The following is a 24,344-nucleotide window of genomic DNA, read 5'->3' on the forward strand; positions in this document are numbered from 1 at the left end:
GTGTAGTCATGCGAAATGAGGAAATGATGATAGATGTAGCAGATCCTGTTTGTACCAAAACCATTCGTTCCAGACAAAATGATAAAAATGGGTTGAAGATGACGGTGTATGTAAGAGAAAAGGGACAACCGATTGATTTAACGGGTTATGCGGTGAAATATGAAGCGACCAATCATATAGGACTATTCATTCGTGAGGATGCGCAAATCGTGGATGCGAAGAATGGCGTATTCGCCTATACACTATCTATTCAAGCTGTTTCTACATCGAATGATTGGACGGCTTATTTTGTGATGGAAAAAGGCACAGAGCGGATGAGCACACCAGACATTCGGATCCAATTGCGAAGAGATGTAAAAGAAGGAAATATCAAAATAGAAAACTATATTTCTGAGTTTGATAAGCTCAAGAAACAGATAGATGCTTTGCAACAAGCGGTTGATAAAATAGATGTTGTAAAGCGATCAGGTGGGATAATGACAGGTTATCTAACAATGAGACCAACGTCCGGTTCCAATATCGGAGTTGGATTCAATAGTGAGGATAAGGTATTAGATATCGGTCTTGTAGGAGCCTCGGATGGTCAATTCTATTTAAAAGACTGGAAAAACAATAAAGTGTTGCTTGATAAATCACCTACTGGAGTATTCAATGTTTTTGCTGATAATCTTCTAAAAAAAGCTGGCGACATCATAAATGGATTACTTGAATTTAAGAGCGATAACGCAATTGTATTAGGTAGTCGTTCTTATAAGACAGTCATTCACAAAGGGGCGCAGGGAGAGCTGATTTTTGCTCCTTCTACAAAGGAACAGGGGGATACTTGGGATTGGTCCAAACGAGTAGAATTTCGGACAGATGGAACAATTAAACAAGCAACTGATACAGATTGGATTCAGATATCAATCAACACAGTAAATGCGTCCAATGTTGAAGGAAGACAAGTTACTAGAGCAAAACGAAATGGTGACCAAGTTTCTGTTATAGGCTCTTTAAAGAATGTAAAAGAAGGACAAGTTGTATTCAATGTTCCAGTTGCAATGCGACCAGCCCAACAAATAACAGATGTTGTGATTATCGCCGGCCCACCGTATTCTATCTGTGAATTCAACATAGAAACTGGCGGGAATGTAAGAATATACAACATCACTACTGATAAAATTATTCATTTTTCAATTAACTATTTAGTGTAAAGAAGGAGCCGAGAATCACTTTTTTGACAAAATAGGGATTTTGTATAAAAGTAAACCTATGTATTCACTCAGAAAAGGGTTGTCTCATAGTATATAGAGATTGTTTTATTAAGATTTCAAAAGGGATGTGAATGCATGGAAGACGTATATGTAAAAATCGACAGCCTAAAAGCAGAGCAAAAAGAAATCATGCGAGATATTCGTAATTTAGAAACTCGTACAACGATAAACGAAAAGGATATTTCCACAATCAATAAGCAATTAGAAAAAATTAGCATGAATACCACATGGATTTTACGAATTGTTATTAGTTCTGTAATCATGGCAGTTTTAGGATTGGTGCTAAAAGGCGGATTTTAAGATAATTGTATGTATGCAAGGGGGGACAAAAGTCCCTCTTTTTTTTGGAAAGGAGTTGAAACATATGAGCATGGAAATTGGTGCACTGATTGCCGTCTTGTCACTCGCCATCAGTTATTTTGGCTATGCACTGAATAAATCAAAATCGATTAAATCAGATGGACAACAGAGTGCAGAAGTAAAAGCAGAACTGGGATATATCCGGAAAGGAGTGGATGACATTCGCATTGACTTGAAAGCAAGTGAAAGGCAAATGGTCGCACTAGGAGAACGAGTCACGAGGGTGGAGGAAAGCACCAAACAAGCGCATAAACGCTTGGATACTATCGAAAAGGAGAATGATTAAACATGAATGTATCAAAAGAAAATATCAAAAAACGATTCCGCAACTGGAAAACATGGGTTGCGGTTTTTTCATTGCTTGGTTTTGTATGTACGAAGTTTGGTTTACCAGAGGCGAAGATTTTTTTAGATGAATTGGCACCTTACTTGTTAACTGTAGGAATTGCCTTAGGAATTTGGTCAGATCATGAAGGAAATGAGAAAGGGGATGTGGAGTAATGGCTACATATAGTTTACATGGTGGTCACAATCGTATTGTACAAGGTGCTAATTGGGGGGATAGAAAAGAGCATGTAATGGATCGTCTGGTTAAAGACGCGGTTGCAGCTAAGTTACGTGCGCTAGGTCATACAGTGTACGATGATACGGATGAAACAGGTTCTACTCAAGCGCAAAACTTAAATAACATCGTTCGTAACTGTAATTCTCATAGTGTGGACCTTGTAATTTCATTTCACTTAAACGCTTATAACGGATCTGCTAATGGCGTCGAGGTCTTGTACTACGATCAACAAGCGCTAGCTGATAAGGTTTCAGCTCAATTATCGAAAGATATCGGTTGGTCTAATCGGGGTGCGAAAGAGCGTAAAGACCTTGCTGTACTTCGAGGGACAAAAGCCCCAGCTATCTTAATTGAATTAGGATTTATCGATAACGATGCGGATATGGAGAAATGGAATGTGGATAAGATTGCGAATTCAATCGTATACGCTTTGACTGGACAAACTGTTACGGGCGGTTCTAATCATAATGGTGCGGGTACATCTACACAACCATCTAATAATGGTGTAGGGGTAGTTACGATTACAGCAGATGTATTACGGGTTCGCAGAGGACCAGGAACGAATTATGGGATTGTAAAGAATGTGTACCGAGGGGAATGCTATCAATCTTGGGGTGTTCAAAATGGTTGGTATAACGTTGGCGGTGACCAATGGGTGTCTGGGGAGTATGTGAGGTTTGAGGGGTAAAGAAGATTAGGGAAGCCTAACGAACCTTGACGAGGAAAAATGGAATGGCACATGTAAAATTCTCGAATGATGGCGAGACGTAGGGAATCACATAAGAAAGAGCACCTTCGGAGTGAGGTGAAGGTGCTCTTCGGGTGAAGAAAATCGTTGATGTTTTCCTCATGTAGTAGAAGTGTATGTAATTAGGATGAAAAATATGCAACCAATGAAAAAGAGAGCAATCTCAGGTTGGGAGAGAATGCTCAATCGCTTATTGAAACGTTTTACGGAGTCGGCAATATATGTATATGGTCAATGAATCTGAAATAGAACAAAAAAGCCCCTTCCCGGTAAAGGCGCTTTATATAGTAACTTTCCAGTCGCATAAACAGTATATGTAATAGTTGCGAAGGATAGAACTCAATATTGACTGTTAGATGAAAATAAAGTATATTCAGATTACTCCATTTCATATATGTAATTTTTTTACTGGGAAGAATCCGCCTCAAAAGAGACGGATTTTTTTGTTTTATGAGTGATTATGGTTGCTTATTAATTTTTTCGTATAAATCATCTACTTTACAGTCTAATATTTCGGCCAGTTGAAAGGCTTTGTCAACTGTGGGGAATGAACGGCCTTGTATATAATTACTCACTTGACTAGGGGTAACCTTTAATTGTTGCGCAATCCACCTTCCTTTTAAACCTCTTTTTTGTACTAATTCTCCTATATTACTTTTTAATTCGATCATTAGCATCACCTACAAATATATTCACTAAAAAATAGGAATTACCTGTTAAATATAATTTAAATAAAAATTAAACTAAATTCACATTGACAAGCAATAATCCTTCTTCCATATCATATACCTATATTACTTCCATTTGGAAGCCCACGAAGAATTCTACTTGGAATTCCAAATGGCATCAAAGATAGCAAGAGGGGAGGGGGGATATATGCGTACTCAGTATGGTTACCTCAATGTAACTCCATATTTATATTCATCAAATGAATTGCGTCGCATGTATAATCACGCTAGATCGAGAGCGGAAACAGAATCTATTCTCAACCACATGAAAAATCACGAAGTATTTGATAACAAAGAGTACAAAGGATATTTCAGTTTATCGCAAATGGTTGCAGAGGATTTGTATGGAGAGGAAGAAGATATCCTTGACTGGCAAGATTTAATGGAGCGATATGAAATTGTGGCTACGAAATCAGGCGTGAATTTTCGAGAAAAGGATGAGGAGGAATAATCATGACTCTTGCAGGGGAAGCGGTTATTATTTGGACGGCAACAGGCTTGTCTGTAGTTACCATGAAGGCAGCGGAAAAAATGGGGATAAATGTTCCACATTGGCTTCCAGGTATGACCTTGTATACCACGCTTACAGGGTCGTTCTTATATCTTCTACGTTCTGTTCTAGGTATGTTTCTATGATGGAAGGCGATGTGGCAGAGCGGGACGATAGGCGTCATAAAGGAAAAGGTTTGTTCGGCTCTCTTCCAACAAAGTGCAATGATATCCTTATAGGATATCTGAAGGGGAAATGTTTATGCTGGAATTATTAATGATCCCGACGACAGCGTTAACTTTGGCTTTTGTAAGTGATCGGTTTAAAAAGAAAATAGATGATAAAAAGAAAATACAAGTGTTTTTTGAGGTATCAGGAATTGCGATAAAAAAAGATAATCAACTTCATTACCCAAAGTTTCAAAAACAAATGTACGACGATCGAAGTACAACATATGTCTATGAATTACCTGTTGGTATGCCAAGTAAAATCATTCGAAAAGTTGAAGATGTGGTGAGTGAAGGGTTGAATAAGCCTGTTCGAATTCATTATGACAACTACAGACTAAGCATTCGAGTATTTCATAAAGACATACCTGAGAAATGGAAATGGTCAAAAACATTAGTTGAAAAAGGAAAATGGCTTGTGCCTATAGGGCAAAGTTTAGAAGAATTAATGTATCACGATTTTGATAAAACACCCCATATGACGTTAGGTGGATTAACTCGTATGGGGAAGACTGTATTCTTGAAAAACGTGATGACATCTCTTATTACGGCACAAGCTGATCATACGCACTTATATATCATTGATTTAAAAGGCGGATTAGAGTTTGGGCCTTATCAGAACATAAAACAAGTAGAGTCTATTGCAGAAAAGCCCGTGGAAGCCTTTCAAGTCTTGCATACAATTCTAAAAAAGATGGAAGAAAAAATGTTGTTTATGAAAGAACACCATTATACGAATGTAGTAGAAACCAATATAAGAGACCGTTATTTTATTATTGTGGATGAAGGGGCAGAACTTTGTCCGGATAAAAACATGAGTAAAGAGCAACAAAAATTACTAGGCGCTTGTCAGCAAATGCTTTCTCACATAGCACGAATTGGCGGAGCTCTCGGTTTTAGGCTGATATTTTGTACCCAATACCCGACTGGTGATACTTTACCGCGTCAAGTGAAGCAAAATAGCGATGCGAAATTAGGATTTCGCTTACCGACTCAAACGGCTTCTCAAGTGGTAATTGATGAAGCAGGTTTAGAATCTATACAAAGTATACCTGGACGTGCGCTTTTTAAAACAGATAGATTAACAGAAATTCAAGTCCCATATATCTCAAATGAACAAATGTGGGAGGTATTAAAACAATACGAGGTGGAAAGGGATGCATATACAGACACACATCAAGATGAACCGTCAGATGACGATTTTGACCTCGATTAGAAAACTGAAATTCGCAACCAGAAGACACTTAATGGCAATTCATGATATGGGAGGAACTCGAAACGCAAATCGAATTCTAAAGGATTTAAGCCCATATGTAAACAGTACCGTTTATAAAAAAGAGCATGTATATTATTTAAATAAACAAGGGCGTGCACTATTCGATGATACAGAAAAAGTTGTCCCAACTATTCGTTTAGCACATAGTCTCATGAGAAACGAAGTTTGGCTGAATCTGTTTTGTCCTGATGATTGGCAGATAGAAGCACCTATACGCTATAAAGAAGGTGGCAAAAAGAAAACGATTATTCCTGATGTGAAATTCCGAGATGCCGATGGCATATTAAACGCAGTTGAAATAGATCGTACACAGATGATGAATAGCAACAGTGAAAAAATAAATAGATATGGCGAATTTACCACGTATTACAAAAATAAATACAATGGCAAAGTGCCAATTATTCATTTCTTTACACTTACTGCATACAGGCAAAAGACACTCGAACAATTCGCTGTGAAGCAAGGTGTATATGTAAAAGTTCATGTTATACCTGAATTATAAAGCAAAATCAGGATATCTGCTCTTTAATACAGCCCCATTTCATCAGCTTCTTCTTTTGATATCTTGTAATACACACCTGGCACAAGAGAGCTGTCTATTGTATTTGTGGATGGTTCTCTTGAGCTAGTGTCTTCTAGCCAGTTGTAAAAAATGAACGGTGATTGTTGGTTATGTACATCAGAAGAACCTGTATGCGCTTTTTTAGGTGCATTAGATAGTTTGGTATTATCCGAATACACACGAGAAAATAGAGCTTGTACACTGTCCGTAAGAGTACCGTTGTTTTTTAGGAATCTATCAATTTTTCCTAGTACATTGAACGCAAGACGAAATAGGCTTTGATCACAATTGCTACCCACACGTAGCCCAATAATCGATGCGTTAGCTTTTAAAGCAGGATGATATGTTCCAGCTTTGATTGTGTGGTACATCCTTTCTTGGTATTCATTTACAAAATACGTATGGACTCTTTCGAATTCTTTTTGTCGATCGTTTTGTGCTTCTTGTAACTCGTTTTCGATGGATTCTATTAGAGATACTCTATTATTATTTTTTTCTTGTTTTAAAGAATTAAAAGAGTTAATAGAGTTATTATAGTTAGAAGTCGTTTTTTCGTCCTCTAACATTACAGCCTCAACGGTTTCAGGATTTTTCTGTTCGGCAACCTGTTCGGCATTCAGTTCAGCAATTTGGTCGGCATCTATGTAAAATACTTCTTTCAAGATTGTTGTGAAATTAGGGTGTGTCTTTAATACAAATACATATTTATTCTTACCGTCAGCTAATCCAGCGACTAGGATGTCACCTAGTTGTTTTAATGCACGAACAGCGTCAGTCACAGTTCTCACAGAACAGTCCGCTTTATTTGTTAATGTTTCAGCTGAAATTTTGCATATGCCATTTCCTGATAGCATATAAATAATATGGTCCGCCACATCTTTTCGTTTAGATCGTGAAGGAAATAAACTTTCAAAACTTTGATTCGTATCGTCGATACGTTTTCTCATAGCATCTATGATTTCATTTTTTTTGTGAGTACTTAAGTGGTTTTGTTGCATATGCTTTTGAACATCTGCATTATAGGCAGTTAGTTTTTTCATAGGTCTCTTCTCCTCCGATAATAAAAAAGCAACAGAATGCCACAAAATGTAAGCAAACTGTTGCGGAGGAACCCATACGTACGGTAAAATGAACATGTACGCATGAGTGCAGCAAGTGTTTGCCTAGTTACGTTAGGCGGACGGTTAATAAGGTGTCTCACCACCTTATTAACACGCTGTGCTCTTTATTTTTTTATTGGTTTAATCTTGAGTTTTTCGGTAACGGATTTGGTCACAAATAACTAGAAAAGTGTTGCCATTTATAATTTTAGGTGAAGCGAAAAACTGTGTAATGTAGCGGTTTGTAGCGCCTTTAGGCAGTTTAAGTTTTATAGATAGTAGATGAGTTAGGTGTCCACATGTCATTGACATTTGAAGTTGGTGAGTGGAGTGCTGAGTCGTTTGTAATTAAAAAGTATGTTGTCGATGCAGATGAGGAAATGCTTGCTCTTTGTCAGAAGCTAATGACAGTATTCAGTTATAAAGCTTTCGGAGTTCTTCCAGGAAAAATTGAAGTTATTAATTTAATAGAAGGAACTAAGTATGAGTACATTCCGAAACAGGAAGATATTATAACTGGAATGGCTGATTTATCTAGAATGAAAGAAATGTTAGAGCAACCTGAGCATTATACAGAGCGTCATTTTCGTTCTGAGTGTATAAGTTGTGCGTTTCGTAGTGAATGCCAAGGGGAAGAAGTAAAGACAGAAGCGAAACAGAAGAAAAATATAGTTCATTAAAGGATGCAACTTTGTATCCTTTTTTGTTATTGACATGAAAAGCTTTTCATCATTTACGGTATATTTGTAGCAGATTTTAATAAAGTGAAACTTTAATCAGTGGGGGTTTTGTCAATCACCCACTGATTATCAGCCCTCATTAATCGGGCTACCCACAAATAGCAGAATAAAGGGAGGAATAATCAATGAAAGATGAAACAAAAGTATTTCAATGGTTAAAAGAACAAAATGCTCCTTTTGAAATTCAACTGCAAATTTTACGGGCGTTTCAATTGTATAAAGTTATTGTTGAAATGGATAAAAAGTTAATGATGTATGAGGAGAGAGTATATAGGGAGAGAATGTAATCTCATCCCTGTAATATCGTTTTTAGCTGTTCTGTGCCTGTAATGAATTCGAGTTCATTCTCTGACTCAAAGTTATAAATAATATTATGTAGTAAAGGACTGTATTGATAAAAGGTAGTAATACGATGAATGAGTAATGGATCATGATGAGAAATAAGTGTACTGTACTGTTCATATACAGATGTAGTAAACTCATCTCCGAAATCATAATATAGTCCTGCAAAATCAAAAGCAGGATCGCCAATTTGCGCATCACCAAAATCGATAACACCTGAAATGCTTTTGTTATGCTTGTTAAATAAAATGTGATGATGAGTAAAATCAGCGTGAATGATTGTGTTTTGAAAAGTGGATGTAGCTAAACATGCAAAGAAATTTTCAAATAAGCGATTTAAGGCTAGTTTCTGTAATGAAGTAAGGCTAGTAGTGAGATATTGGTTTAATTTTGTTTGTAGCTCTTTCCAGTAGGTACATGTTTTTTCAATAGGGAAACATAGCGTTGTAACTTGGTGTAAAGGAATACTATGTAGTACCGCAAGGAAAGTAGCTAATTGTGTAATAATTGCTTTCAGCTCTGTATCCTCCAGCGTGGCAACTGTTTCTGTTTTTAATGGTTCACCATGAATGAGAGTATAGTAACTACAAAGAGGAACCTCATCAGATTCATTTTTATAAATTAGGTGATATTGTGGAACTTCGATTTCTTGTAGTGATTGAGTGAGAATTGCGCATAGTTCTTTTTCTAACGGAATTCGCATCGCATATTCCTGTTTTCGCGGGAAACGAAACAGTAGCTCATCATTTACTATAACTGCTACATTATCCCATCCTTCTTCATTTTGTTTATATGAATGTATAGAAAGATTAGGCAAAGCTTCTTTTATATAATGTTTGTAAGAGTCCATAATTGTTCCTCGTTTCTGAGTTAAGTTATTCTATTTTATGATATCAGAATTTTCTTTCTATATGTTAAAATATATCTATTATTATGAAGAAGGGCGGGAGTATTACGAAAAAAAGACTGTTAATCATTTCTCTATGTATCGCTTTTGTATTGTTTTGGTCATATAAAGAGGAGGTTTTTGCTACCTTTAAACCGATTGATCAGTACGAGTTAAATAAGGAATTAAAGAACAAAAGTATAGAAAATTTAACTCATAATGAAATGAAAAAGGTAGGAGAGCATTTTGTGACTGAACAACTATCAGTGTTTGAGTTTAATAATAAAGAAGATGTGAAACGAAAAGGTGAAGAACTATTTTTAAATAGAGGGTATGAACAATTAATGGGAAATTATTATCCAAATCGTTTTCGAGATTTAGAGTATAAATTTACAAGCGAGGAGATACGTGAAGAGACCAATGAGAGTTTTCTTTATCAAGCTGTAGCGTACGTTGCGGGTACTGAAAATGATAAGAGTAAGAGAGGCGAAATGAAATTGAATTATGAAGTGAAAATTGTAAAGGTTAATAATAGATTTATGGTGCTAGAACAAAAGCAGCGCGTACAATAAAGGAAATTCATTGCTCAATAGATCATTTGGGGGTGTACTACTTAATGCGGAATAAAAAGGCCCTCAAGGAATAAAGGGCCTTTAAAGATTTTCATTTTGTTGACCAAGTTCTTTTTGAGCAATATATAAATTCCCTTGCTCGACTTGTTTAAGAGTATGAACAGAATCTCCTGCATATCCTTTTTGTGTTTTAACAGTTCTTTTTGAACGATTGGAATCTTGTTTCTTCATATAATAGGCCACCTTTCATCAAAAATAAACGAAAATGATAAGTATGAGTAATACAGCAGCGAAAATGGTAATGCCCATTAAAAACGAAGTGTTTTTATATTTAGGTGGCTTATGTACATCTTGCCGATATCCAGGTGAAATTTCAGGGGCAAATTCTTCATCGAATGATTGCTTTTTTTCTTTGTCGTCCATATGTACCCACCTTTCTTTTTCATTATATTATACGTTACAAGAAAAAATATGCATAAAGAAAACAGCCGCTTTATTATTAGCGGCTGTTTTGTGTTGTATATTTTCGTTGTACTTGAAAGAGACGGATAAGTAGGAAGGCAGCGCCAAATGCTAGACCGATAATAAGACCGATCCAATAGCCTTTCGCGGCCCATTCTGTATACGTCGCTAATATGTAACCTAGTGGTAGACCTATTATCCAATAAGCAATTAAAGTCATAATTAGAGCAACATTTACATCTTTATAACCACGCAAAGCTCCTTGTACAGGGGTTGCAATTGCATCTGAAATTTGAAATAAAATTGCAAAGATAAGAAATTCTTTTGCTAAATGATGAACTTTTGCATCTGTCGTATAAATAGAAGCAATTTGATCATCAAAGAAGTAGAGAAGAATCGAATATAATAAAGCAAAGGCAAGGGCTAATCCAATTCCAATCAATCCGTATTGTTTTGCATTATCGTAACGTTTTGCTCCAACTTCGAATCCGACCGCAATAGTCATTGCCATTGCTAAACTTAGCGGAGTCATATATAACAAGGAAGCAAAGTTCATAGCTGCTTGGTGAGCTGCAATAGTTGTCGTACTAAAATTACTCATCATGAGCGTTACCGCAGCGAAAATACTCGTTTCAAAAAAGATAGCAAATCCGATAGGGACGCCAAGTTTTAAGAATGCTTTCCAACTCGAAAGAGAAGGTCGGTATAATTGTTTGAAAATGTTGAAAGAGGCAAAAGGCTCTTTCGTCTGAATAATAATGACTGTAATAATTAAAATGCACCAATATGTTGCAGTGGAAGCAATTGCTGCTCCGACACCACCAAGCTTTGGGAAACCGAAGTTACCAAAAATTAATAGGTAATTTAATATTACGTTAATTGGTAATGATAATAATGTAATAATCATCGTTGTTCGAGTTTTTCCTAATGCATCAATAAATCCACGTAAAACAGTGTAAGTGAATAAAGGTATAATTCCTATTGCGATAATACTTAAAAATTGCGCTGCAATACGTTCCACAGGTTCTTCTAAGCGCATGCCATTTAAAATAGGTGAAACGACGAAAAAACCGATGAGGATAACAACGAAGCTAGCACAAATTGCTAAATAAACTGCTTGTATGACAACGTGGGGAACGTCCTCTTTTTTCTTGGATCCAACGAGCTGTGCAACAATGGGAGTAGTAGCCATTAAAATTCCTGTTAACCCCGTACTAACTGGAATCCATATACTTGTTCCAATTGCAACACCTGCTAAATCAGTTGGACTTGCATGTCCTGACATCGTTGTATCAAAAAAACTCATCGCAAATAATGACATTTGTGTTACGAAAATCGGAAAAAATAGTAATACAAATTGCTTTAACTTTTGTGAGAATGAAGTAGTTTCTTTCATAAAATCCCCTTTCCGTATAAAAAAACAAACTCTTACTATCATACAATTTAATCAAAGATTAGAAAAGAAATACGCGCCTATAACATATGAAGCCAATAAAAAAAGGATGCACTTTGAAAAGGGATAAGGTATTATGATAAGGTGTGAAAAAATTACATATTATTTGTTATTAAGGAGGCACTACTTGTGGCTGATTGGTTAATTGGTTTAATCATGGGTGCTGTTGAAGGGTTAACAGAGTTTCTACCAGTATCATCAACAGGACATATGATTTTAACAGGACATTTAATTGGATTTGACGATGAGAGAGCGAAAGTTTTTGAAGTTGTTATCCAATTGGGATCGATTTTAGCAGTTGTTGTTATATTTTGGAAGCGTCTATGGTCGTTAGTTGGAATAGGTAAAGTAACAGACGGACCATCGTTAAATTTATTACATATTATTATCGGGATGATTCCTGCTGGGATACTTGGCGTGTTATTCCATAGCACTATTAAAGAGGTTTTATTTGGTCCAGGACCAGTTGTTATTAGCTTAGTAGCCGGTGGTATTTTAATGATTGTTGCTGAGAAGTTTTCGAAACCAAGTACAGCAAGAACGTTAGATGAAATCACATATAAACAGGCATTTACAATTGGAATGTTTCAATGTTTAGCTCTTTGGCCAGGATTTTCTCGTTCTGGTTCTACAATCAGTGGTGGTTTATTAGCTCGCGTGTCGCATACAGCGGCAGCTGAATATACGTTCATTTTAGCGGTACCGATGATGGTAGCTGCAAGTGGATTAGATTTAATTAAAAGCTGGGATGTATTAAGCTCAGCAGATATAACGCTATTTGTAACAGGATTTGTAACTGCATTCGTTGTTGCGATGCTTGCAATTGTTTCATTCTTGAAATTATTATCTCGTGTGAAACTAACACCGTTCGCTTATTATCGTTTCATTTTAGCTGCGGTATTCTATTTCTTCATTATGTAATAAAAAAACCTGCCGAGCTCGGCAGGTTTTTTATTTTACTATTTTTTCCACCATATTTTCCATTACATGCTCCCAAAGAGAAGTATCATCAGCTAATGTAGCACGGAAATTAGCATACATTTCTTTTTGTTTTTCTTCGAATGTTGGATCTTCTTTTTCGGGTAATGTAGCGCGCATTGAAGTTACTAATTCTTGTACTTTTGGAGCGCGTGGTCCAAAGACGGCTTGTTCATTTCCATCTTTATCAATGAAAATAAAGATTGGAATCGCACGTGCTGTTCCATTTGTTAAATATTGATCCATTAATTCTAAGTTTTCGTCGCGAATTAATAAACTCATTTCAATATTTGCAACTTCAGAAATTCGTTTCATAACAGGTACGCATAAAAGAGCATCGCCACACCAATCAGCAGTTAATACGATAACACGCCAGCCGTCATTTTGACGTTCTTCTAATACAGGAAGTAATTCATTTGGAATTAAAAAGTTATTGTAAATGTGTAGTAGCTCGTATTGGTTTACTTGCATTTCATTCACATATGTATCAAAGGACATACCTTTATCAGCCCATTGTTGTAAGTTCATAATTAACACCTCTTTAGTAAGATTTGCTTTCATTGTACCAATTTTTATATAGAAAAGCTTGTATTCTTACTCTTTCTCGTCACTTAATAACTTATTTAAGAGGAAAAAGAATAGTACGACACATAATTCAGCTATGTTGGACATTTGTACGCTTTCTATCCAATCATCAGCAGTATGAATGACGAACCAATCTAGTGTAATTTCAATGAATGAGAAAAGAGTAATAGAAATCCAATTTGGCATGTTTTGTGTCAGTGGATATAGCAGCGCTTTGAAGAAACTGAAGATGAAAAATGTAATATTGTCTAAGAAAGTGATTAATAAAAAAAAGAGAAGTAACGCAATACGTGAACTATACTCTATACCTGTAATTTGAAAGATTCCTACATATACAAAAAATATAAATGCAAAAATTATAATGAGAAAAAGAGCAATAATACTAATGATAATCGTTTTATCTTTTAGGCTGAGATTTGAGAATTTCTCCTCCTCATGCATTAAGATACCCCCTTTTTCTGGAAGTTAACTTCATTTTATCATGAAATACATATTAAAAAACTACGAATTATGGGAAAATAAGGTGACAAAAAGTAAGATTTCATGTAAAATTATTAATAAGGTTTTTATTTAACTAAATGAAATAAAAGGAGCTGTCAAAGTTGTCTCAAAATCGAGAGCAATTAATGGAAGAACTATCGACAAATGTGTTTGCTATGTTTCGCACATTGCGTAATGATATCGGAAAAATATTTGGTGGTTACATACCGTGGAATGAATTCATCGTCCTGAGAATATTAAATCGTACGAATAAAGAAATGGTATCGCGTGTAGCAAATGAATTAAATGTGTCGAATAGTCATATTACAGCTGTTACAGAAAAATTAATTAATAAAGGTTTTGTAACTCGTTCACGTTCTACATCAGATCGCCGAGTTGTGTATTTAGAGATTACAGAACAAGGGAAAGATTTAGTTGCGAAAATGGAAGATGCGAAAAAACAATATTTACAAGAAAGATTCTCTGCACTTTCAGAAGATGAAATGAATGTAATGATTTCAATTTCCAAAAAACTTATTTAAGTGATTATAAACAAGAAAAAGCTTACGTGATGAAATAGAAGATCTTCCTTATATATGGGAGGTCTTCTTTCATGTGTAATAGATGTTAAAAAATAAAATGTGTATGAAAAAAGATAGAGCGCCATACTACTAATACAAGGAAGGGAGGGAGAAATATGACGAATCGTAACGGTAGTAAAGGGAGCGGTAATCAAGGATCACCAAAGTCCGGCCAGTTTAATCAGGAATTTAGCACTGAATTTGAAACTGGTAATGATAATAAAGGGAAAGAATATCGTTCTAAAAAAGGGAGTAAATCAAAAAAGGAGTGAAATTCATCACTCCTTTTTTGATTTAAGATGCTGCCGATTGATCCGTATTATATTTTTCTTCTGATTTTGCGACAATCATTGCGCAAATTGCATCACCAGAAATGTTTACAGCTGTTCTAGACATATCTAAAATACGGTCAATACCGATAATTAAAGCGATACCTTCTACTGGTAGATTTACTTGATTTAAAACCATTGTAAGCATTACAAGTCCAACACCAGGTACACCAGCAGTACCGATACTAGCTAGTACAGCAGTTAATACGACCATAGCTAATTGCGGTAATGTAAGTTCAACCCCGTATACTTGAGCGATAAATACAGTGGCTACCCCTTGCATAATGGCAGTACCATCCATATTAATAGTTGCCCCTAGTGGTTGTACAAATGAGCTTATCGCTTTTGGAACGCCAAGCTTATCTTGTGCTGTTTTCATTGCAAATGGAAGCGATGCATTAGAGCTAGATGTACTAAATCCAATTGCCATTACTGGTCCGAAATGTTTAAAGAAACGAACAATACTTTCTTTTGCTAATACCTTTAATAAGCCGCCATATACAAAGACCCCGTGAATAATGAGTACTAACATAACGACAATCATATACTTGAACATCGCAGCGACGCCTGCAAGCCCCATTTTACCAACGGATGAAGCGAGCAAACCGAATGTTCCAATTGGGGCTAATTTCATAACGAGATTAACAAGATACATCATTAATTCGTTGCCCTGTTCAAGTAATGAATGGATACCTTGAACTCGTTTTCCTAAAATAGCTATACCGAGTCCAATCAATACGGCAAAGGCAATGATTTGTAACATGTTTCCGTCAGCCATCGCTTTTGCTGGGTTATCTGGTACGATATTTAGCAATGTGTCGACGAAAGATGTTTCAGTTTTTGCACCTTCATACTTAAGACCTTCTGTTTTAAAATTACCGCCAGCTCCTGGTTTTATAATAAGTGCAAATGTAACCGCTATAGAGATGGCAACCGCAGTTGTTACGAGAAAGAATGAAATTGATTTTAAACCGATTCTTCCAAGTTGTTTCGGATCTCCAAGGCCGGCAGCACCAAGTACGATAGAAATGAACACAACAGGAACAACGAGCATTTTAATAAGTCGAATAAACAATTGACCAATTGGGTTGAACACAAATTGATTTAGTGGCTCAAAGATAGATGGAGCAGCTAAATTTAGAGTGAGTCCAACAACTAGACCTAGAAATAATGCGATTAAGATTGCTTTTGTTTGTTTCAATAAAATCCCCCCTTTTGTTTTTGCGAAATTTCTTTCTAAAGTAATTATACCGAAAAAATACCTAATTTGACAATATTTTCTGAATTTTTCGTTTTTGTTTAAGTGTAGATAGACTGATTTTGTGTTTGGAAAATAAAATAGACCATCACATAGGATGGTCAAGGGAAGGGGACAATTTATGTCAATTTAATTAGGGATGGAAGTTGCTTTAAGACACTGGGGAATGTCTTATAAATTAGGGAGGAACAACTTCGATACATATACTATAAAAGGTAGATGTGACCTCTGTGTGAACATAGAGTGAAAGAGAGAGGGAGTTTTAAATAAAAGATAGAAAGACAAAAAAATAAGACCATCATATATAAGATGGTCAAGGAAGGGGACAATTTATGTCAATTTAATTAGGGATGGAAGCTGCTTTAAGACACTGGGGAATGTCTTATAAATTAGGGAGGAACAACTTCGATACATATACTATAAAAGGTGGATGTGACCTCTGTGTGAATATAGAGTGAAAGAGAGGGGGAGTTTTAAATAAAATGAAAATTTAATGAGTGTTTTTTGTTCATCCCCTGTTGATTATTAGCTTTAACCAATCGGGCGTTTATTGCCCACAAATAACGGAATAAAAGATAGAGAAAACAAAAAAATAAGACCATCATATATAAGATGGTCAAGGAAGGGGACAATTTATGTCAATTTAATTAGGGATGGAAGCTATTCAAAGACACTGGGGAATGTCTTATAAATTAGGGAGGAACAGCTTCGATACATATACTATAAAAGGTGGATGTGACCTCTATGTGAACATAGAGTGAAAGATATGGGGATTTGAAAAATAGTACATATGAAATTGTTATTGCTAGCAATATTGAGTTAGGATATAGAGTTTTCCAGCATAAAACGAAAAGGAATCTGAATATAAATAAAAGTTGTAATCTATGAAAAAAAGGATTATGCTCAACTATATTATGAGAATATAAGGTTTGTCCCAATTATTTAAGGGCTTTTAAAAAGCTTTTTATTGTATGAGGGGAAAGCTTCACTTTAATAAGGGAGTTAGTGATATGGACGTAACAAAAAAACAAGGGCTGTATAATCGTCTTATACGATTAAACCCACCACAAATATTAGCATTAGGCTTTTTCTGCTTAATTGTGGTTGGCGGTTTGTTATTAAAATTACCATTCGCAACGAAAGTACATATTAGTTGGGTAGATGCTTTCTTTACAGCAACGTCAGCAGCGACCGTAACTGGTTTGGGAGTAGTGGATACAGCAAGTACATTTACGATGTTGTTATTATGTTTTTAATTCAAACAGGTGGTCTAGGCCTTATGACAATTGCCATTTTAATTGTTTGGGTACTAGGTAAAAAAATCGGATTACGCCATCGTTTATTAATTGGAGAAGCATTTAATCAAACAAATATAGGTGGTCTTGTAAAATTAGTAAAGCGTGTCTTTATATTTTCGATTTGTATTGAACTTATTGGGGTCATCTTTTTATCGTTTCGCTTTATTCCAGAGTTTGGTTTTGGAAAAGGTTTATACTATAGTATTTTTCATGTAATTGCATCTTATAATAATGCAGGATTTGCTTTATGGCCAGATAATTTAACAAGATATGTAGGGGATCCTATTATTAATATTGGGATTTGCTCTTTAATTGTAATTGGGGGACTCGGTTTTACCGTATTAATTGATATATGGTATAGCCGCAGTTTTCGAAAATTATCACTTCACTCAAAAATAATGATTATTGGAACAGTAGTGCTAAATGTTATAGCAATGATTGTAATTTTTGTATTGGAATATAATAATGTGAAGACGTTAGGGAATTTATCTTTAAATGAAAAACTATGGGCTTCCTTCTTTCAAGGTATTACTCCGCGGACAGCTGGATTTAATACGGTTGACTATGGAGGTATGGAAGAATCATCTATATTATTTACGATGATTTTAATGTTTATTGGTGCAGGAAGTGTATCGACAGGTGGAGGAATTAAATTAACGACGTTTGTTATCTTAATTACATCTGTCCTTTCTTTCTTTAGAAAAAAGGAGGAAATTGTTTTATTTCAGCGTACAATTAAAATGTCGACAGTAACGAGGGCCTTAGCGATTGCTGTTGCCAGTCAAATACTTATTTTAGCAGCGGTATTCATATTAATGCTTACAGAAAACTTCAGCTTTATTCAATTATTATTTGAGACAATATCAGCGTTTGGCACAGTCGGATTAACGATGGGAATTACTGCAAAGCTATCGGCATTCGGAAAATGTATTATTATGTTTGTTATGTTCTGCGGATTAATTGGACCATTAACACTTGTGTTCTCTTTAGCGCGACCAGCAAAACAAAAAATAAAATATCCATCGGAAGATGTGTTTACAGGATAAGGTATCCCGCGTTAAGCGAGATACCTTTTTCTTTTTTAGAACAGGGAGAACAATAGACCAATAAGTGCTACTCGGAATAAAATTGCGATAAGTGCAGCAATTCCACCGACAACTGCAGCGATACCGCCAGTTACAGTAGCTCCGCGATTATAAGCGTAAATACCGAGTAAAACAGAAACAAGACCAAATAGTGTTGGAAATGTAAATAGCGATAAGATAGATAGCGCAAGAGCAATAAAACCAGCAGTTGATCCAGCAGCGGACGATTTTACAACATCTTTATCGTCTTTATCGTCTTTATCATCGTAATCATAATCAATGCGTTGTGGTGCAACCTCAGCGGCGTACTCTTCTTTATAGTCACTATAATCACTATCTATTCTATCTTTTCTTTTATAATCATCAAATTTCTCAGTCAAAGTCATGACTCCTTTCATAACAAGGTTCAATAGTAGTATGTATCTCTTTTTCTTTTTTATCCCGCTATTTGTGAGAGTCGAGCTACGTACACATCCCACTGATTAAAGTTTCACTATACCGGAGCATGTACAGGGAGTAGTATCTTTTAAAAGGAGGAAAATGTTTTCTTGAAATAGGAAAAGTTAGTATGACTTCCTCTATTTTGGAAAATATAAAAAGGAATAATGAGGAAAGGGTGCAATACATAATGGAACATCCAATTGAAAATTTAATGAAAACGGCAATGACAAATTTAAAAGAGATGGTAGATGTAAATACAATTGTTGGGAGCCCGGTTTCAACAGCTGACGGAAATGTAGTATTAACAGTATCTCAAGTGGCTTTTGGTTTTGGAGCTGGTGGAAGTGATTTTAAAGGGGATTTCATTACTGAAAAACATAACGGTGGGCAAAATCAGCATAAAGAGAACAAACAAGGGCATCCATTTGGAGGAGGAAGCGGGGCTGGGGTTTCCATTAGTCCAGTAGCTTTTTTAGTAGTTGGTTCTAATGGAGTGCAAGTATTACATCTCAACAGCAGTACACATTTAATTGAAAAGGCTTTAAATACTGTACCAAGCACTGTAGATAAATTTGTGAATGGTCGTCAAAAGTGAACTTGCATTTTTTAGGAATTATGATATATTAGAAAAAGTGCGCTTTAGGATGATCGGAATAATTGAAATGTAAATATATATGATGTGTGGAATAAGGGAGAGGAATTTATGATTAATATCAAAAACTTAGTAGTTGGCTTATTTATGTTAGTAAGCGGCTTTGTTGTATATGTAATAAAAGAAAAAGCTCCATTCTAAAACAGACAAACCGTTAATGTCTGTTTTTAATTTGCGGAAAAATATTGACAAGTTATTGTATTGGTGTTAGAATTTTAATTCGTGTCTCGGTTACAGCTAGTGTAAAGTAAATATCTCTTATGAATGCAATACGAAAAGTTTGCGAAAGATCGGGTAATTTTATCAACAACTTTTGTGAACAAACCCTATAAATTGTATTTGTAAGCTATATATGTATACTAGTGAATCAAGGAGCGGTCAGTGGAACCGTAATGATGAGAGAGAGGTAGGGCTTTCATCCAGTATATGTTACTTTCCCGTTAGGTGAATATAAAAAAGAGGACTCCTTTTAAAAGGAGTCCTCTTTCATTTTTCAAGTGCGACTTTCAACTTGTTGACAAATTTCATCCGTTGTTAAACCGTGAGCTGTAATGACTGATCCTTTAATTGATGTATCTGCAATGCCCATCACATTAGAATCTTGCCCAGTTACAACGCAACAATCACACCCTTGTGCATCCTGTTCTGAGTTAAGTGTAACAACTTCATGACCTTGTTGCTGAAGAGCTTGTTGAACGTCTGTTAATGAGTTTTCAACGCCAATTCTAGCCATAATTCTCACCTCCTACCATCTAATTGCTAGTATGCTCAAGTTCACTGCATTTATGAAAAGATGGTAGGAAGTAAATCTCTGTTTAGTCGTTATATACGCCAGTAAGCATTTGACTAACGAATTGATCGTTTAATGTATCTTGGGCAGAAGAAGTATTTGAATGGATGTCGATTGAAGCAATAAAATGATTATGTTCTTGCGTATTTGGTTCTACCTCTACGTAATTATCGAATTTACAAAAACCTTTCGTATCCATTAGATCAAATAATTGCAGCATTTCTACTACCTCTTGTCTCGTTCCTTTAATTTGTACACACGCCATATTTATTTCCTCCTTCATTTTGACAAATTGTTTTTTAAAAATAGGATTATGATTACGAAATGAAAAATATGAATGTTATTTTTAGACGGCGCTATTTTTGTTATTTTCCCCCTTTTTCAGCAAAAGTCGTTATATATTCCCGGATTTATAAAATCGGACGTCCGTTTATTGAATACAATAGATTCGCATCAATTGATGAAAATCCTTCTTTTAAACAAATATTTTTTTAGTGGAAATTGGCGAAAAAAATTTTTTGACTTTTTGTAAACGTTAACAATGTTGTTAAATCAATATAAGTAAAGAAGTACGTCCGATTAAAAATTATAAATTTTCTAAAAATTCACTTGATTTATTTAGAAAGGAGAGTAAACTAGGAAACAATAAAAAATTCATAGAACATAGGAGGCGCTTCTAGTGAATGAGCAATGGATTTTCTTAAATGGAGAATTTGTTCCAAAAGATGAGGCAAAAGTTTCAGTATATGATCATGGCTATTTATATGGCGATGGAGTGTTTGAAGGAATTAGAGTTTATAGCGGTAATGTTTTCCGTTTGAGAGAGCACCTTGTCCGGTTGTATGAATCAGCAAAATCAATCCTTTTAGAAATTCCATATTCATTAGATGAAGTAACAAATATTGTTGTTGAGACGATTCGACAAAATAAATTATCTAATGGATACATTCGCGTTGTTGTATCAAGAGGAGCAGGAAATCTTGGATTGGATCCCGATTCATGTAAGAAGCCGAATGTAGTAGTAATTGCAGAACAATTATCTTTATTCCCACAAGAATATTATGAGAAAGGGATTCCAGTTGTAACAGTTGCAACGCGCCGAAATCGTCCCGATGTTTTATCCCCTCAAGTAAAATCTTTAAATTACTTAAACAATATTTTAGTTCGTATTGAAGCGAAATTAGCTGGAGTACAAGAAGCACTTATGTTAAATGATCAAGGATATGTAGCTGAAGGCTCAGGAGATAACGTGTTTATTGTTAAAGGAAATAAATTAATTACACCACCAAGTTCTGCTGGAGCGTTAGAAGGTATTACACGAAACGCCATTTTAGAAATCGGCGAAAAACTTGGATATGATGTAAGAGAAGAGTTATTTACAAGACATGATGTATATGTAGCTGATGAAGTGTTTTTAACAGGAACAGCTGCTGAAGTTATTGCTGTTACGACAGTAGATGGTAGAACGATTGGCTTAGGGCAAACAGGTCCACATACGAACCGTTTATTAGAAGAGTTTCGTAAGTTAGTTGTAGAAGATGGAGAGAAAATTTACGAAGAAAATAAAGTTGGATAACAACTTTTTTAACATAAGAAAGCGTTGATAGGGAGGAGTAGTTGATTGTGAAGCCTCACAGAGAGTCGGTGGTTGCTGAAAACCGATGGTTCACGTCGACGAACATCGCCCTTGAGTGCTGAGCTAAAGCATTTGTCTAGGCTTAGACGGTAGCTCCGTTATTAGCTAGATCCATTTATGGATCACTGAGGCAAGAGTATTCTTGCAAAGAAGGGTGGTACCGCGAAATCTTTCGTCCCTTCAGCACATAGCTGGAGTGTGGACGTAGGATTTTTTTATTGTATAAAAGTTTGAAAAAGGGGGCTTATAAGAACAATGTCTTCAAAAACGGAAGAGAAACTGGCAACTGGTGCACAGCTATTGTTAGAAGCGCTAGAAAAGGAAGGCGTAAAAGTGATTTTCGGTTATCCGGGTGGTGCCGTTTTACCTCTCTATGATGCACTGTATGATTGTGAAATTCCGCATATTTTAACAAGGCATGAGCAAGGGGCAATTCACGCTGCTGAAGGGTATGCCAGAATTACAGGGAACCCAGGGGTTGTAATTGCAACGAGTGGACCAGGTGCTACAAATGTAATTACGGGTCTAGCGGATGCGATGATTGATTCATTGCCACTTGTAGTATTTACAGGCCAAGTAGCAACAACGTTAATTGGGAGCGATGCTTTTCAAGAGGCGGATATTATGGGACTTACGATGCCAGTGACAAAACATAACTATCAAGTGCGAAAGGCCTCAGATTTACCTCGAATTATTAAAGAAGCATTTCATATTGCTAAAACAGGAAGACCAGGACCAGTCGTTATTGACCTTCCGAAAGATATGGTAGTCGAGAAAGGTGAGCGATGTAGCAATGTACAAATGGATTTACCAGGATATAACCCTAATTATGAACCGAATCTACTTCAAATAAACAAATTACTACAAGCAATTGAAACCGCAAAAAAACCGTTAATTTTAGCTGGAGCAGGTATACTGCATGCGAAAGCTTCGAAAGAATTGACAAGTTTTGCCCGTAAATATGAAATCCCTGTTGTGCATACGTTACTTGGACTTGGTGGTTTTCCGCCAGATGATGGGCTATTTCTAGGGATGGGGGGAATGCACGGTTCTTACACAGCCAATATGGCGTTATATGAATGCGACTTACTCATTAATATAGGTGCGAGATTTGACGATCGTCTTACTGGGAATTTAGCTTTTTTTGCTAAAGGGGCGACTGTTGCACATATCGATATTGATCCAGCAGAAATCGGGAAAAATGTGCCAACAGAGATTCCTATTGTTGCAAGTGCTAAGCGGGCGTTAGAAGTATTGCTTCAATCAGAAGGAAAGAAAGAAAATCATCATGAATGGCTCTCTTTATTAAAGAGTAGAAAAGAAAAGTATCCATTCTCTTATAAACGAAATTCTGAAAGTATTAAACCTCAATACGCGATTGATATGCTATATGAAATCACGAAAGGAGAAGCGATTGTAACAACAGACGTTGGGCAACATCAAATGTGGGCAGCACAATACTATCCGTTGAAAAATCCAGATAAATGGGTAACTTCTGGCGGATTAGGAACGATGGGGTTCGGATTTCCAGCAGCAATCGGTGCGCAAATTGCAAAGAGAGATGAACTAGTTATTGCAATTGTTGGTGATGCTGGGTTTCAAATGACTCTGCAAGAATTAAGTGTATTAAAAGAACACGCTTTACCCGTTAAAGTATTTATTTTAAATAATGAAGCTTTAGGAATGGTAAGACAATGGCAAGATGAATTTTACAATCAAAGATATTCACATTCTTTATTGCCATGCCAACCAGATTTCGTCGCTCTTGCGAATGCGTATGGTATAAAAGGTGTTCGTATTGACGATCCACTTCTTGCAAAGAAGCAAATCCAGCATGCGATCGAATTACAAGAGCCAGTCGTAATCGATTGTCGTGTACTTCAATCAGAGAAGGTTATGCCGATGGTTGCACCAGGAAAAGGTGTTCACCAAATGGAGGGAGTGGAAAAAGGGTGAAGAGAATTGTTACAGCGACAGTTCGAAATCAAAGTGGTGTGTTAAACCGAATTACAGGGGTTATGACACGAAGACATTTTAATATTGAAAGTATTTCAGTAGGTCATACAGAATCATCAGATATATCGCGAATGACGATTGTTGTACACGTTGAAAGTGAACAGCAAGTTGAGCAGTTAATTAAACAACTTCATAAGCAAATCGATGTTCTGAAAGTATCAGATATTACAGAAGAAGCAATGATTGCTAGAGAGCTTGCTCTTATTAAAGTAGCAACTTCTGTAGCGAGGGCAGAATTATATAGTTTAATTGAACCATTTCGAGCCGCTGTAATAGATGTTGGGAAGGATTCCATAGTTGTGCAAGTAACAGGTACGCAAGATAAAGTAGAAGCGTTAATTGAATTACTTCGTCCATACGGTTTAAAAGAAATTGCTAGAACAGGTGTAACAGCATTTACACGTAGTATGAAAAAACAAGATAAGCAAGTTATGTTAATTCAATAATCATT

The 24,344-nt window shown here is 35.9% G+C and carries 30 protein-coding genes, 3 pseudogenes and 1 other annotated feature; of the genes and pseudogenes, 21 read left to right on the forward strand and 12 right to left on the reverse strand.

Translation table 11 applies throughout. The features are described from left to right. The first annotated feature begins 8 nt into the window (after nucleotides 1–8). The 5 genes and pseudogenes from MHH55_RS01115 to MHH55_RS01135 all read left to right on the forward strand — a co-directional run. On the forward strand, nucleotides 9–1,193 hold the full coding sequence (locus MHH55_RS01115; protein WP_078186292.1) for a BppU family phage baseplate upper protein: 1,185 nt from the start codon (nucleotides 9–11) through the stop codon (nucleotides 1,191–1,193). A 135-nt stretch (nucleotides 1,194–1,328) separates the two neighbouring features. Then, on the forward strand, nucleotides 1,329–1,553 hold the full coding sequence (locus tag MHH55_RS01120; protein WP_078186291.1) for a hemolysin XhlA family protein: 225 nt from the start codon (nucleotides 1,329–1,331) through the stop codon (nucleotides 1,551–1,553). A gap of 64 nt (nucleotides 1,554–1,617) precedes the next feature. Beyond that, nucleotides 1,618–1,899 (forward strand): hypothetical protein, encoded by a 282-nt coding sequence (locus tag MHH55_RS01125; protein WP_078186299.1) that lies wholly within the window; start codon nucleotides 1,618–1,620, stop codon nucleotides 1,897–1,899. 2 nt (nucleotides 1,900–1,901) lie between these two features. Further along, a complete protein-coding gene (locus MHH55_RS01130) occupies nucleotides 1,902–2,114 on the forward strand; it encodes a hypothetical protein (RefSeq protein WP_139362408.1) in 213 nt (70 codons plus the stop codon). After that, nucleotides 2,114–2,638, forward strand: a pseudogene (locus tag MHH55_RS01135) (N-acetylmuramoyl-L-alanine amidase); the annotation flags it as partial. The gene MHH55_RS01130 and the pseudogene MHH55_RS01135, both read left to right, overlap by 1 nt. Before the next feature lie 746 nt (nucleotides 2,639–3,384). On the opposite strand, the gene MHH55_RS01145 reads toward MHH55_RS01135, so the two are convergent. After that, on the reverse strand, nucleotides 3,385–3,597 hold the full coding sequence (locus tag MHH55_RS01145) for a helix-turn-helix domain-containing protein (RefSeq protein WP_078186289.1): 213 nt from the start codon (nucleotides 3,595–3,597) through the stop codon (nucleotides 3,385–3,387). A 205-nt stretch (nucleotides 3,598–3,802) separates the two neighbouring features. Here MHH55_RS01145 and MHH55_RS01150 point away from each other — a divergent pair, with 205 nt between their 5' ends. From MHH55_RS01150 to MHH55_RS01165, 4 genes are all read left to right on the forward strand, one after another. Continuing rightward, nucleotides 3,803–4,105: a hypothetical protein gene (locus tag MHH55_RS01150; protein ID WP_078186288.1), complete on the forward strand. Its 303-nt coding sequence runs from the start codon at nucleotides 3,803–3,805 to the stop codon at nucleotides 4,103–4,105. A 2-nt stretch (nucleotides 4,106–4,107) separates the two neighbouring features. Continuing rightward, nucleotides 4,108–4,290 carry a hypothetical protein gene (locus MHH55_RS01155; RefSeq protein WP_078186287.1) on the forward strand — a complete coding sequence of 61 codons (183 nt, stop codon included), beginning with the start codon at nucleotides 4,108–4,110 and terminating at the stop codon, nucleotides 4,288–4,290. A gap of 115 nt (nucleotides 4,291–4,405) precedes the next feature. Beyond that, nucleotides 4,406–5,587: an FtsK/SpoIIIE domain-containing protein gene (locus MHH55_RS01160; protein WP_078186286.1), complete on the forward strand. Its 1,182-nt coding sequence runs from the start codon at nucleotides 4,406–4,408 to the stop codon at nucleotides 5,585–5,587. Continuing rightward, complete coding sequence (locus MHH55_RS01165) at nucleotides 5,529–6,149, forward strand: replication-relaxation family protein (RefSeq protein ID WP_078186285.1); 621 nt, start codon at nucleotides 5,529–5,531, stop codon at nucleotides 6,147–6,149. Before MHH55_RS01160 ends, MHH55_RS01165 begins: the two co-directional genes overlap by 59 nt. 23 nt (nucleotides 6,150–6,172) lie before the next feature. Here MHH55_RS01165 and MHH55_RS01170 read toward each other — a convergent pair whose 3' ends face one another. Next, nucleotides 6,173–7,249, reverse strand: a complete 1,077-nt coding sequence (locus MHH55_RS01170; protein ID WP_078186284.1) for a cytosolic protein — start codon at nucleotides 7,247–7,249, stop codon at nucleotides 6,173–6,175. Nucleotides 7,250–7,587: 338 nt separating this feature from the next. Between MHH55_RS01170 and MHH55_RS01175 the strand changes: the two are divergent. Continuing rightward, nucleotides 7,588–7,989, forward strand: a pseudogene (locus MHH55_RS01175) (hypothetical protein); the annotation flags it as partial. A gap of 185 nt (nucleotides 7,990–8,174) precedes the next feature. Continuing rightward, complete coding sequence (locus tag MHH55_RS01180) at nucleotides 8,175–8,336, forward strand: hypothetical protein (RefSeq protein ID WP_078186282.1); 162 nt, start codon at nucleotides 8,175–8,177, stop codon at nucleotides 8,334–8,336. A 2-nt stretch (nucleotides 8,337–8,338) separates the two neighbouring features. On the opposite strand, the gene MHH55_RS01185 is transcribed toward MHH55_RS01180, so the two are convergent. Then, complete coding sequence (locus MHH55_RS01185; protein ID WP_000378985.1) at nucleotides 8,339–9,241, reverse strand: aminoglycoside phosphotransferase family protein; 903 nt, start codon at nucleotides 9,239–9,241, stop codon at nucleotides 8,339–8,341. Between the two features lie 83 nt (nucleotides 9,242–9,324). Between MHH55_RS01185 and MHH55_RS01190 the strand changes: the two genes are divergently transcribed. After that, a complete protein-coding gene (locus MHH55_RS01190; protein ID WP_048538170.1) occupies nucleotides 9,325–9,849 on the forward strand; it encodes a hypothetical protein in 525 nt (174 codons plus the stop codon). A gap of 81 nt (nucleotides 9,850–9,930) precedes the next feature. On the opposite strand, the gene MHH55_RS01195 is transcribed toward MHH55_RS01190, so the two are convergent. From MHH55_RS01195 to MHH55_RS01205, 3 genes are all read right to left on the reverse strand, one after another. Further along, nucleotides 9,931–10,080 carry a hypothetical protein gene (locus MHH55_RS01195; protein WP_000743742.1) on the reverse strand — a complete coding sequence of 50 codons (150 nt, stop codon included), beginning with the start codon at nucleotides 10,078–10,080 and terminating at the stop codon, nucleotides 9,931–9,933. 18 nt (nucleotides 10,081–10,098) lie between these two features. Continuing rightward, nucleotides 10,099–10,272 carry a hypothetical protein gene (locus MHH55_RS01200; protein ID WP_000341062.1) on the reverse strand — a complete coding sequence of 58 codons (174 nt, stop codon included), beginning with the start codon at nucleotides 10,270–10,272 and terminating at the stop codon, nucleotides 10,099–10,101. A 76-nt stretch (nucleotides 10,273–10,348) separates the two neighbouring features. Then, entirely contained in the window at nucleotides 10,349–11,707 is a 1,359-nt protein-coding gene (locus MHH55_RS01205; RefSeq protein ID WP_000665548.1) for an MATE family efflux transporter, read from the reverse strand. 186 nt (nucleotides 11,708–11,893) lie between these two features. Between MHH55_RS01205 and uppP the strand changes: the two genes are divergently transcribed. After that, complete coding sequence (gene uppP, locus MHH55_RS01210; protein ID WP_000796253.1) at nucleotides 11,894–12,685, forward strand: bacitracin resistance undecaprenyl-diphosphatase; 792 nt, start codon at nucleotides 11,894–11,896, stop codon at nucleotides 12,683–12,685. A gap of 30 nt (nucleotides 12,686–12,715) precedes the next feature. Here uppP and MHH55_RS01215 read toward each other — a convergent pair whose 3' ends face one another. Both MHH55_RS01215 and MHH55_RS01220 read right to left on the reverse strand, forming a co-directional pair. Beyond that, nucleotides 12,716–13,303 carry a thioredoxin family protein gene (locus tag MHH55_RS01215; protein ID WP_002040836.1) on the reverse strand — a complete coding sequence of 196 codons (588 nt, stop codon included), beginning with the start codon at nucleotides 13,301–13,303 and terminating at the stop codon, nucleotides 12,716–12,718. Nucleotides 13,304–13,336: 33 nt separating this feature from the next. Next, nucleotides 13,337–13,768, reverse strand: coding sequence for a YrvL family regulatory protein (locus tag MHH55_RS01220; protein WP_078186281.1), 432 nt, complete (start codon nucleotides 13,766–13,768; stop codon nucleotides 13,337–13,339). Between the two features lie 161 nt (nucleotides 13,769–13,929). Between MHH55_RS01220 and MHH55_RS01225 the strand changes: the two genes are divergently transcribed. Further along, a complete protein-coding gene (locus tag MHH55_RS01225) occupies nucleotides 13,930–14,349 on the forward strand; it encodes a MarR family winged helix-turn-helix transcriptional regulator (protein ID WP_000081432.1) in 420 nt (139 codons plus the stop codon). Nucleotides 14,350–14,504: 155 nt separating this feature from the next. Then, nucleotides 14,505–14,660 carry a hypothetical protein gene (locus MHH55_RS01230; protein ID WP_000184928.1) on the forward strand — a complete coding sequence of 52 codons (156 nt, stop codon included), beginning with the start codon at nucleotides 14,505–14,507 and terminating at the stop codon, nucleotides 14,658–14,660. A 22-nt stretch (nucleotides 14,661–14,682) separates the two neighbouring features. Here the strand turns inward: MHH55_RS01230 and MHH55_RS01235 are convergent, their stop codons facing one another. Next, complete coding sequence (locus MHH55_RS01235) at nucleotides 14,683–15,918, reverse strand: dicarboxylate/amino acid:cation symporter (RefSeq protein WP_000814802.1); 1,236 nt, start codon at nucleotides 15,916–15,918, stop codon at nucleotides 14,683–14,685. A 1,067-nt stretch (nucleotides 15,919–16,985) separates the two neighbouring features. On the opposite strand from MHH55_RS01235, the pseudogene MHH55_RS01240 reads away from it, so the two are divergent. Beyond that, nucleotides 16,986–18,319 (forward strand): annotated as a pseudogene (locus tag MHH55_RS01240) (TrkH family potassium uptake protein). A gap of 35 nt (nucleotides 18,320–18,354) precedes the next feature. Here the strand turns inward: MHH55_RS01240 and MHH55_RS01245 are convergent. Beyond that, nucleotides 18,355–18,738 (reverse strand): hypothetical protein, encoded by a 384-nt coding sequence (locus MHH55_RS01245; RefSeq protein WP_017657111.1) that lies wholly within the window; start codon nucleotides 18,736–18,738, stop codon nucleotides 18,355–18,357. A 188-nt stretch (nucleotides 18,739–18,926) separates the two neighbouring features. Between MHH55_RS01245 and ytfJ the strand changes: the two genes are divergently transcribed. Together ytfJ and MHH55_RS01255 are read left to right on the forward strand one after the other, a co-directional pair. Further along, nucleotides 18,927–19,394: a GerW family sporulation protein gene (gene ytfJ / locus MHH55_RS01250; protein ID WP_000204234.1), complete on the forward strand. Its 468-nt coding sequence runs from the start codon at nucleotides 18,927–18,929 to the stop codon at nucleotides 19,392–19,394. Between the two features lie 108 nt (nucleotides 19,395–19,502). Then, nucleotides 19,503–19,592, forward strand: a complete 90-nt coding sequence (locus MHH55_RS01255) for a hypothetical protein (protein ID WP_000608227.1) — start codon at nucleotides 19,503–19,505, stop codon at nucleotides 19,590–19,592. 352 nt (nucleotides 19,593–19,944) lie between these two features. On the opposite strand, the gene MHH55_RS01260 is transcribed toward MHH55_RS01255, so the two are convergent. After that, the gene (locus MHH55_RS01260) at nucleotides 19,945–20,184 is read right to left on the reverse strand and encodes a YkuS family protein (protein ID WP_000101022.1); all 240 of its coding nucleotides are present in this window, start codon (nucleotides 20,182–20,184) and stop codon (nucleotides 19,945–19,947) included. A gap of 82 nt (nucleotides 20,185–20,266) precedes the next feature. After that, entirely contained in the window at nucleotides 20,267–20,506 is a 240-nt protein-coding gene (locus MHH55_RS01265) for a DUF3911 family protein (RefSeq protein WP_000752514.1), read from the reverse strand. 414 nt (nucleotides 20,507–20,920) lie between these two features. On the opposite strand from MHH55_RS01265, the gene ilvE reads away from it, so the two are divergent. The 3 genes from ilvE to ilvN all read left to right on the forward strand — a co-directional run bounded on the left by ilvE (nucleotide 20,921) and on the right by ilvN (nucleotide 24,339). Next, the gene (ilvE, locus tag MHH55_RS01270) at nucleotides 20,921–21,817 is read left to right on the forward strand and encodes a branched-chain-amino-acid transaminase (protein ID WP_078186279.1); all 897 of its coding nucleotides are present in this window, start codon (nucleotides 20,921–20,923) and stop codon (nucleotides 21,815–21,817) included. 15 nt (nucleotides 21,818–21,832) lie between these two features. Beyond that, nucleotides 21,833–22,060: a binding site (T-box leader), on the forward strand. A gap of 72 nt (nucleotides 22,061–22,132) precedes the next feature. Beyond that, complete coding sequence (gene ilvB / locus MHH55_RS01275) at nucleotides 22,133–23,833, forward strand: acetolactate synthase large subunit (RefSeq protein WP_000095868.1); 1,701 nt, start codon at nucleotides 22,133–22,135, stop codon at nucleotides 23,831–23,833. Next, entirely contained in the window at nucleotides 23,830–24,339 is a 510-nt protein-coding gene (ilvN, locus tag MHH55_RS01280) for an acetolactate synthase small subunit (RefSeq protein WP_000822952.1), read from the forward strand. Before ilvB ends, ilvN begins: the two co-directional genes overlap by 4 nt. Nucleotides 24,340–24,344: the final 5 nt, after the last annotated feature.

It is taken from the genome of Bacillus sp. FSL K6-2944, from assembly GCF_038005385.1.
In the GTDB taxonomy this organism is placed as follows: domain Bacteria; phylum Bacillota; class Bacilli; order Bacillales; family Bacillaceae_G; genus Bacillus_A; species Bacillus_A cereus.

Coding starts and splice junctions, on each gene's coding strand:
- MHH55_RS01185 (WP_000378985.1), bottom strand. CDS start 9,241: ATGGACTCTTACAAACATTATATAAAAGAAGCTTTGCCTAATCTTTCT.
- MHH55_RS01180 (WP_078186282.1), top strand. CDS start 8,175: ATGAAAGATGAAACAAAAGTATTTCAATGGTTAAAAGAACAAAATGCT.
- MHH55_RS01120 (WP_078186291.1), top strand. CDS start 1,329: ATGGAAGACGTATATGTAAAAATCGACAGCCTAAAAGCAGAGCAAAAA.
- MHH55_RS01260 (WP_000101022.1), bottom strand. CDS start 20,184: ATGGCTAGAATTGGCGTTGAAAACTCATTAACAGACGTTCAACAAGCT.
- MHH55_RS01170 (WP_078186284.1), bottom strand. CDS start 7,249: ATGAAAAAACTAACTGCCTATAATGCAGATGTTCAAAAGCATATGCAA.
- ilvB (WP_000095868.1), top strand. CDS start 22,133: ATGTCTTCAAAAACGGAAGAGAAACTGGCAACTGGTGCACAGCTATTG.
- MHH55_RS01160 (WP_078186286.1), top strand. CDS start 4,406: ATGCTGGAATTATTAATGATCCCGACGACAGCGTTAACTTTGGCTTTT.
- MHH55_RS01125 (WP_078186299.1), top strand. CDS start 1,618: ATGAGCATGGAAATTGGTGCACTGATTGCCGTCTTGTCACTCGCCATC.
- MHH55_RS01165 (WP_078186285.1), top strand. CDS start 5,529: ATGCATATACAGACACACATCAAGATGAACCGTCAGATGACGATTTTG.
- MHH55_RS01115 (WP_078186292.1), top strand. CDS start 9: ATGCGAAATGAGGAAATGATGATAGATGTAGCAGATCCTGTTTGTACC.
- MHH55_RS01195 (WP_000743742.1), bottom strand. CDS start 10,080: ATGAAGAAACAAGATTCCAATCGTTCAAAAAGAACTGTTAAAACACAA.
- MHH55_RS01230 (WP_000184928.1), top strand. CDS start 14,505: ATGACGAATCGTAACGGTAGTAAAGGGAGCGGTAATCAAGGATCACCA.
- MHH55_RS01215 (WP_002040836.1), bottom strand. CDS start 13,303: ATGAAAGCAAATCTTACTAAAGAGGTGTTAATTATGAACTTACAACAA.
- MHH55_RS01220 (WP_078186281.1), bottom strand. CDS start 13,768: ATGCATGAGGAGGAGAAATTCTCAAATCTCAGCCTAAAAGATAAAACG.
- MHH55_RS01205 (WP_000665548.1), bottom strand. CDS start 11,707: ATGAAAGAAACTACTTCATTCTCACAAAAGTTAAAGCAATTTGTATTA.
- MHH55_RS01155 (WP_078186287.1), top strand. CDS start 4,108: ATGACTCTTGCAGGGGAAGCGGTTATTATTTGGACGGCAACAGGCTTG.
- MHH55_RS01130 (WP_139362408.1), top strand. CDS start 1,902: ATGAATGTATCAAAAGAAAATATCAAAAAACGATTCCGCAACTGGAAA.
- ytfJ (WP_000204234.1), top strand. CDS start 18,927: ATGACTTCCTCTATTTTGGAAAATATAAAAAGGAATAATGAGGAAAGG.
- MHH55_RS01145 (WP_078186289.1), bottom strand. CDS start 3,597: ATGATCGAATTAAAAAGTAATATAGGAGAATTAGTACAAAAAAGAGGT.
- MHH55_RS01150 (WP_078186288.1), top strand. CDS start 3,803: ATGCGTACTCAGTATGGTTACCTCAATGTAACTCCATATTTATATTCA.
- MHH55_RS01265 (WP_000752514.1), bottom strand. CDS start 20,506: ATGGCGTGTGTACAAATTAAAGGAACGAGACAAGAGGTAGTAGAAATG.
- MHH55_RS01200 (WP_000341062.1), bottom strand. CDS start 10,272: ATGGACGACAAAGAAAAAAAGCAATCATTCGATGAAGAATTTGCCCCT.
- MHH55_RS01255 (WP_000608227.1), top strand. CDS start 19,503: ATGATTAATATCAAAAACTTAGTAGTTGGCTTATTTATGTTAGTAAGC.
- MHH55_RS01190 (WP_048538170.1), top strand. CDS start 9,325: ATGAAGAAGGGCGGGAGTATTACGAAAAAAAGACTGTTAATCATTTCT.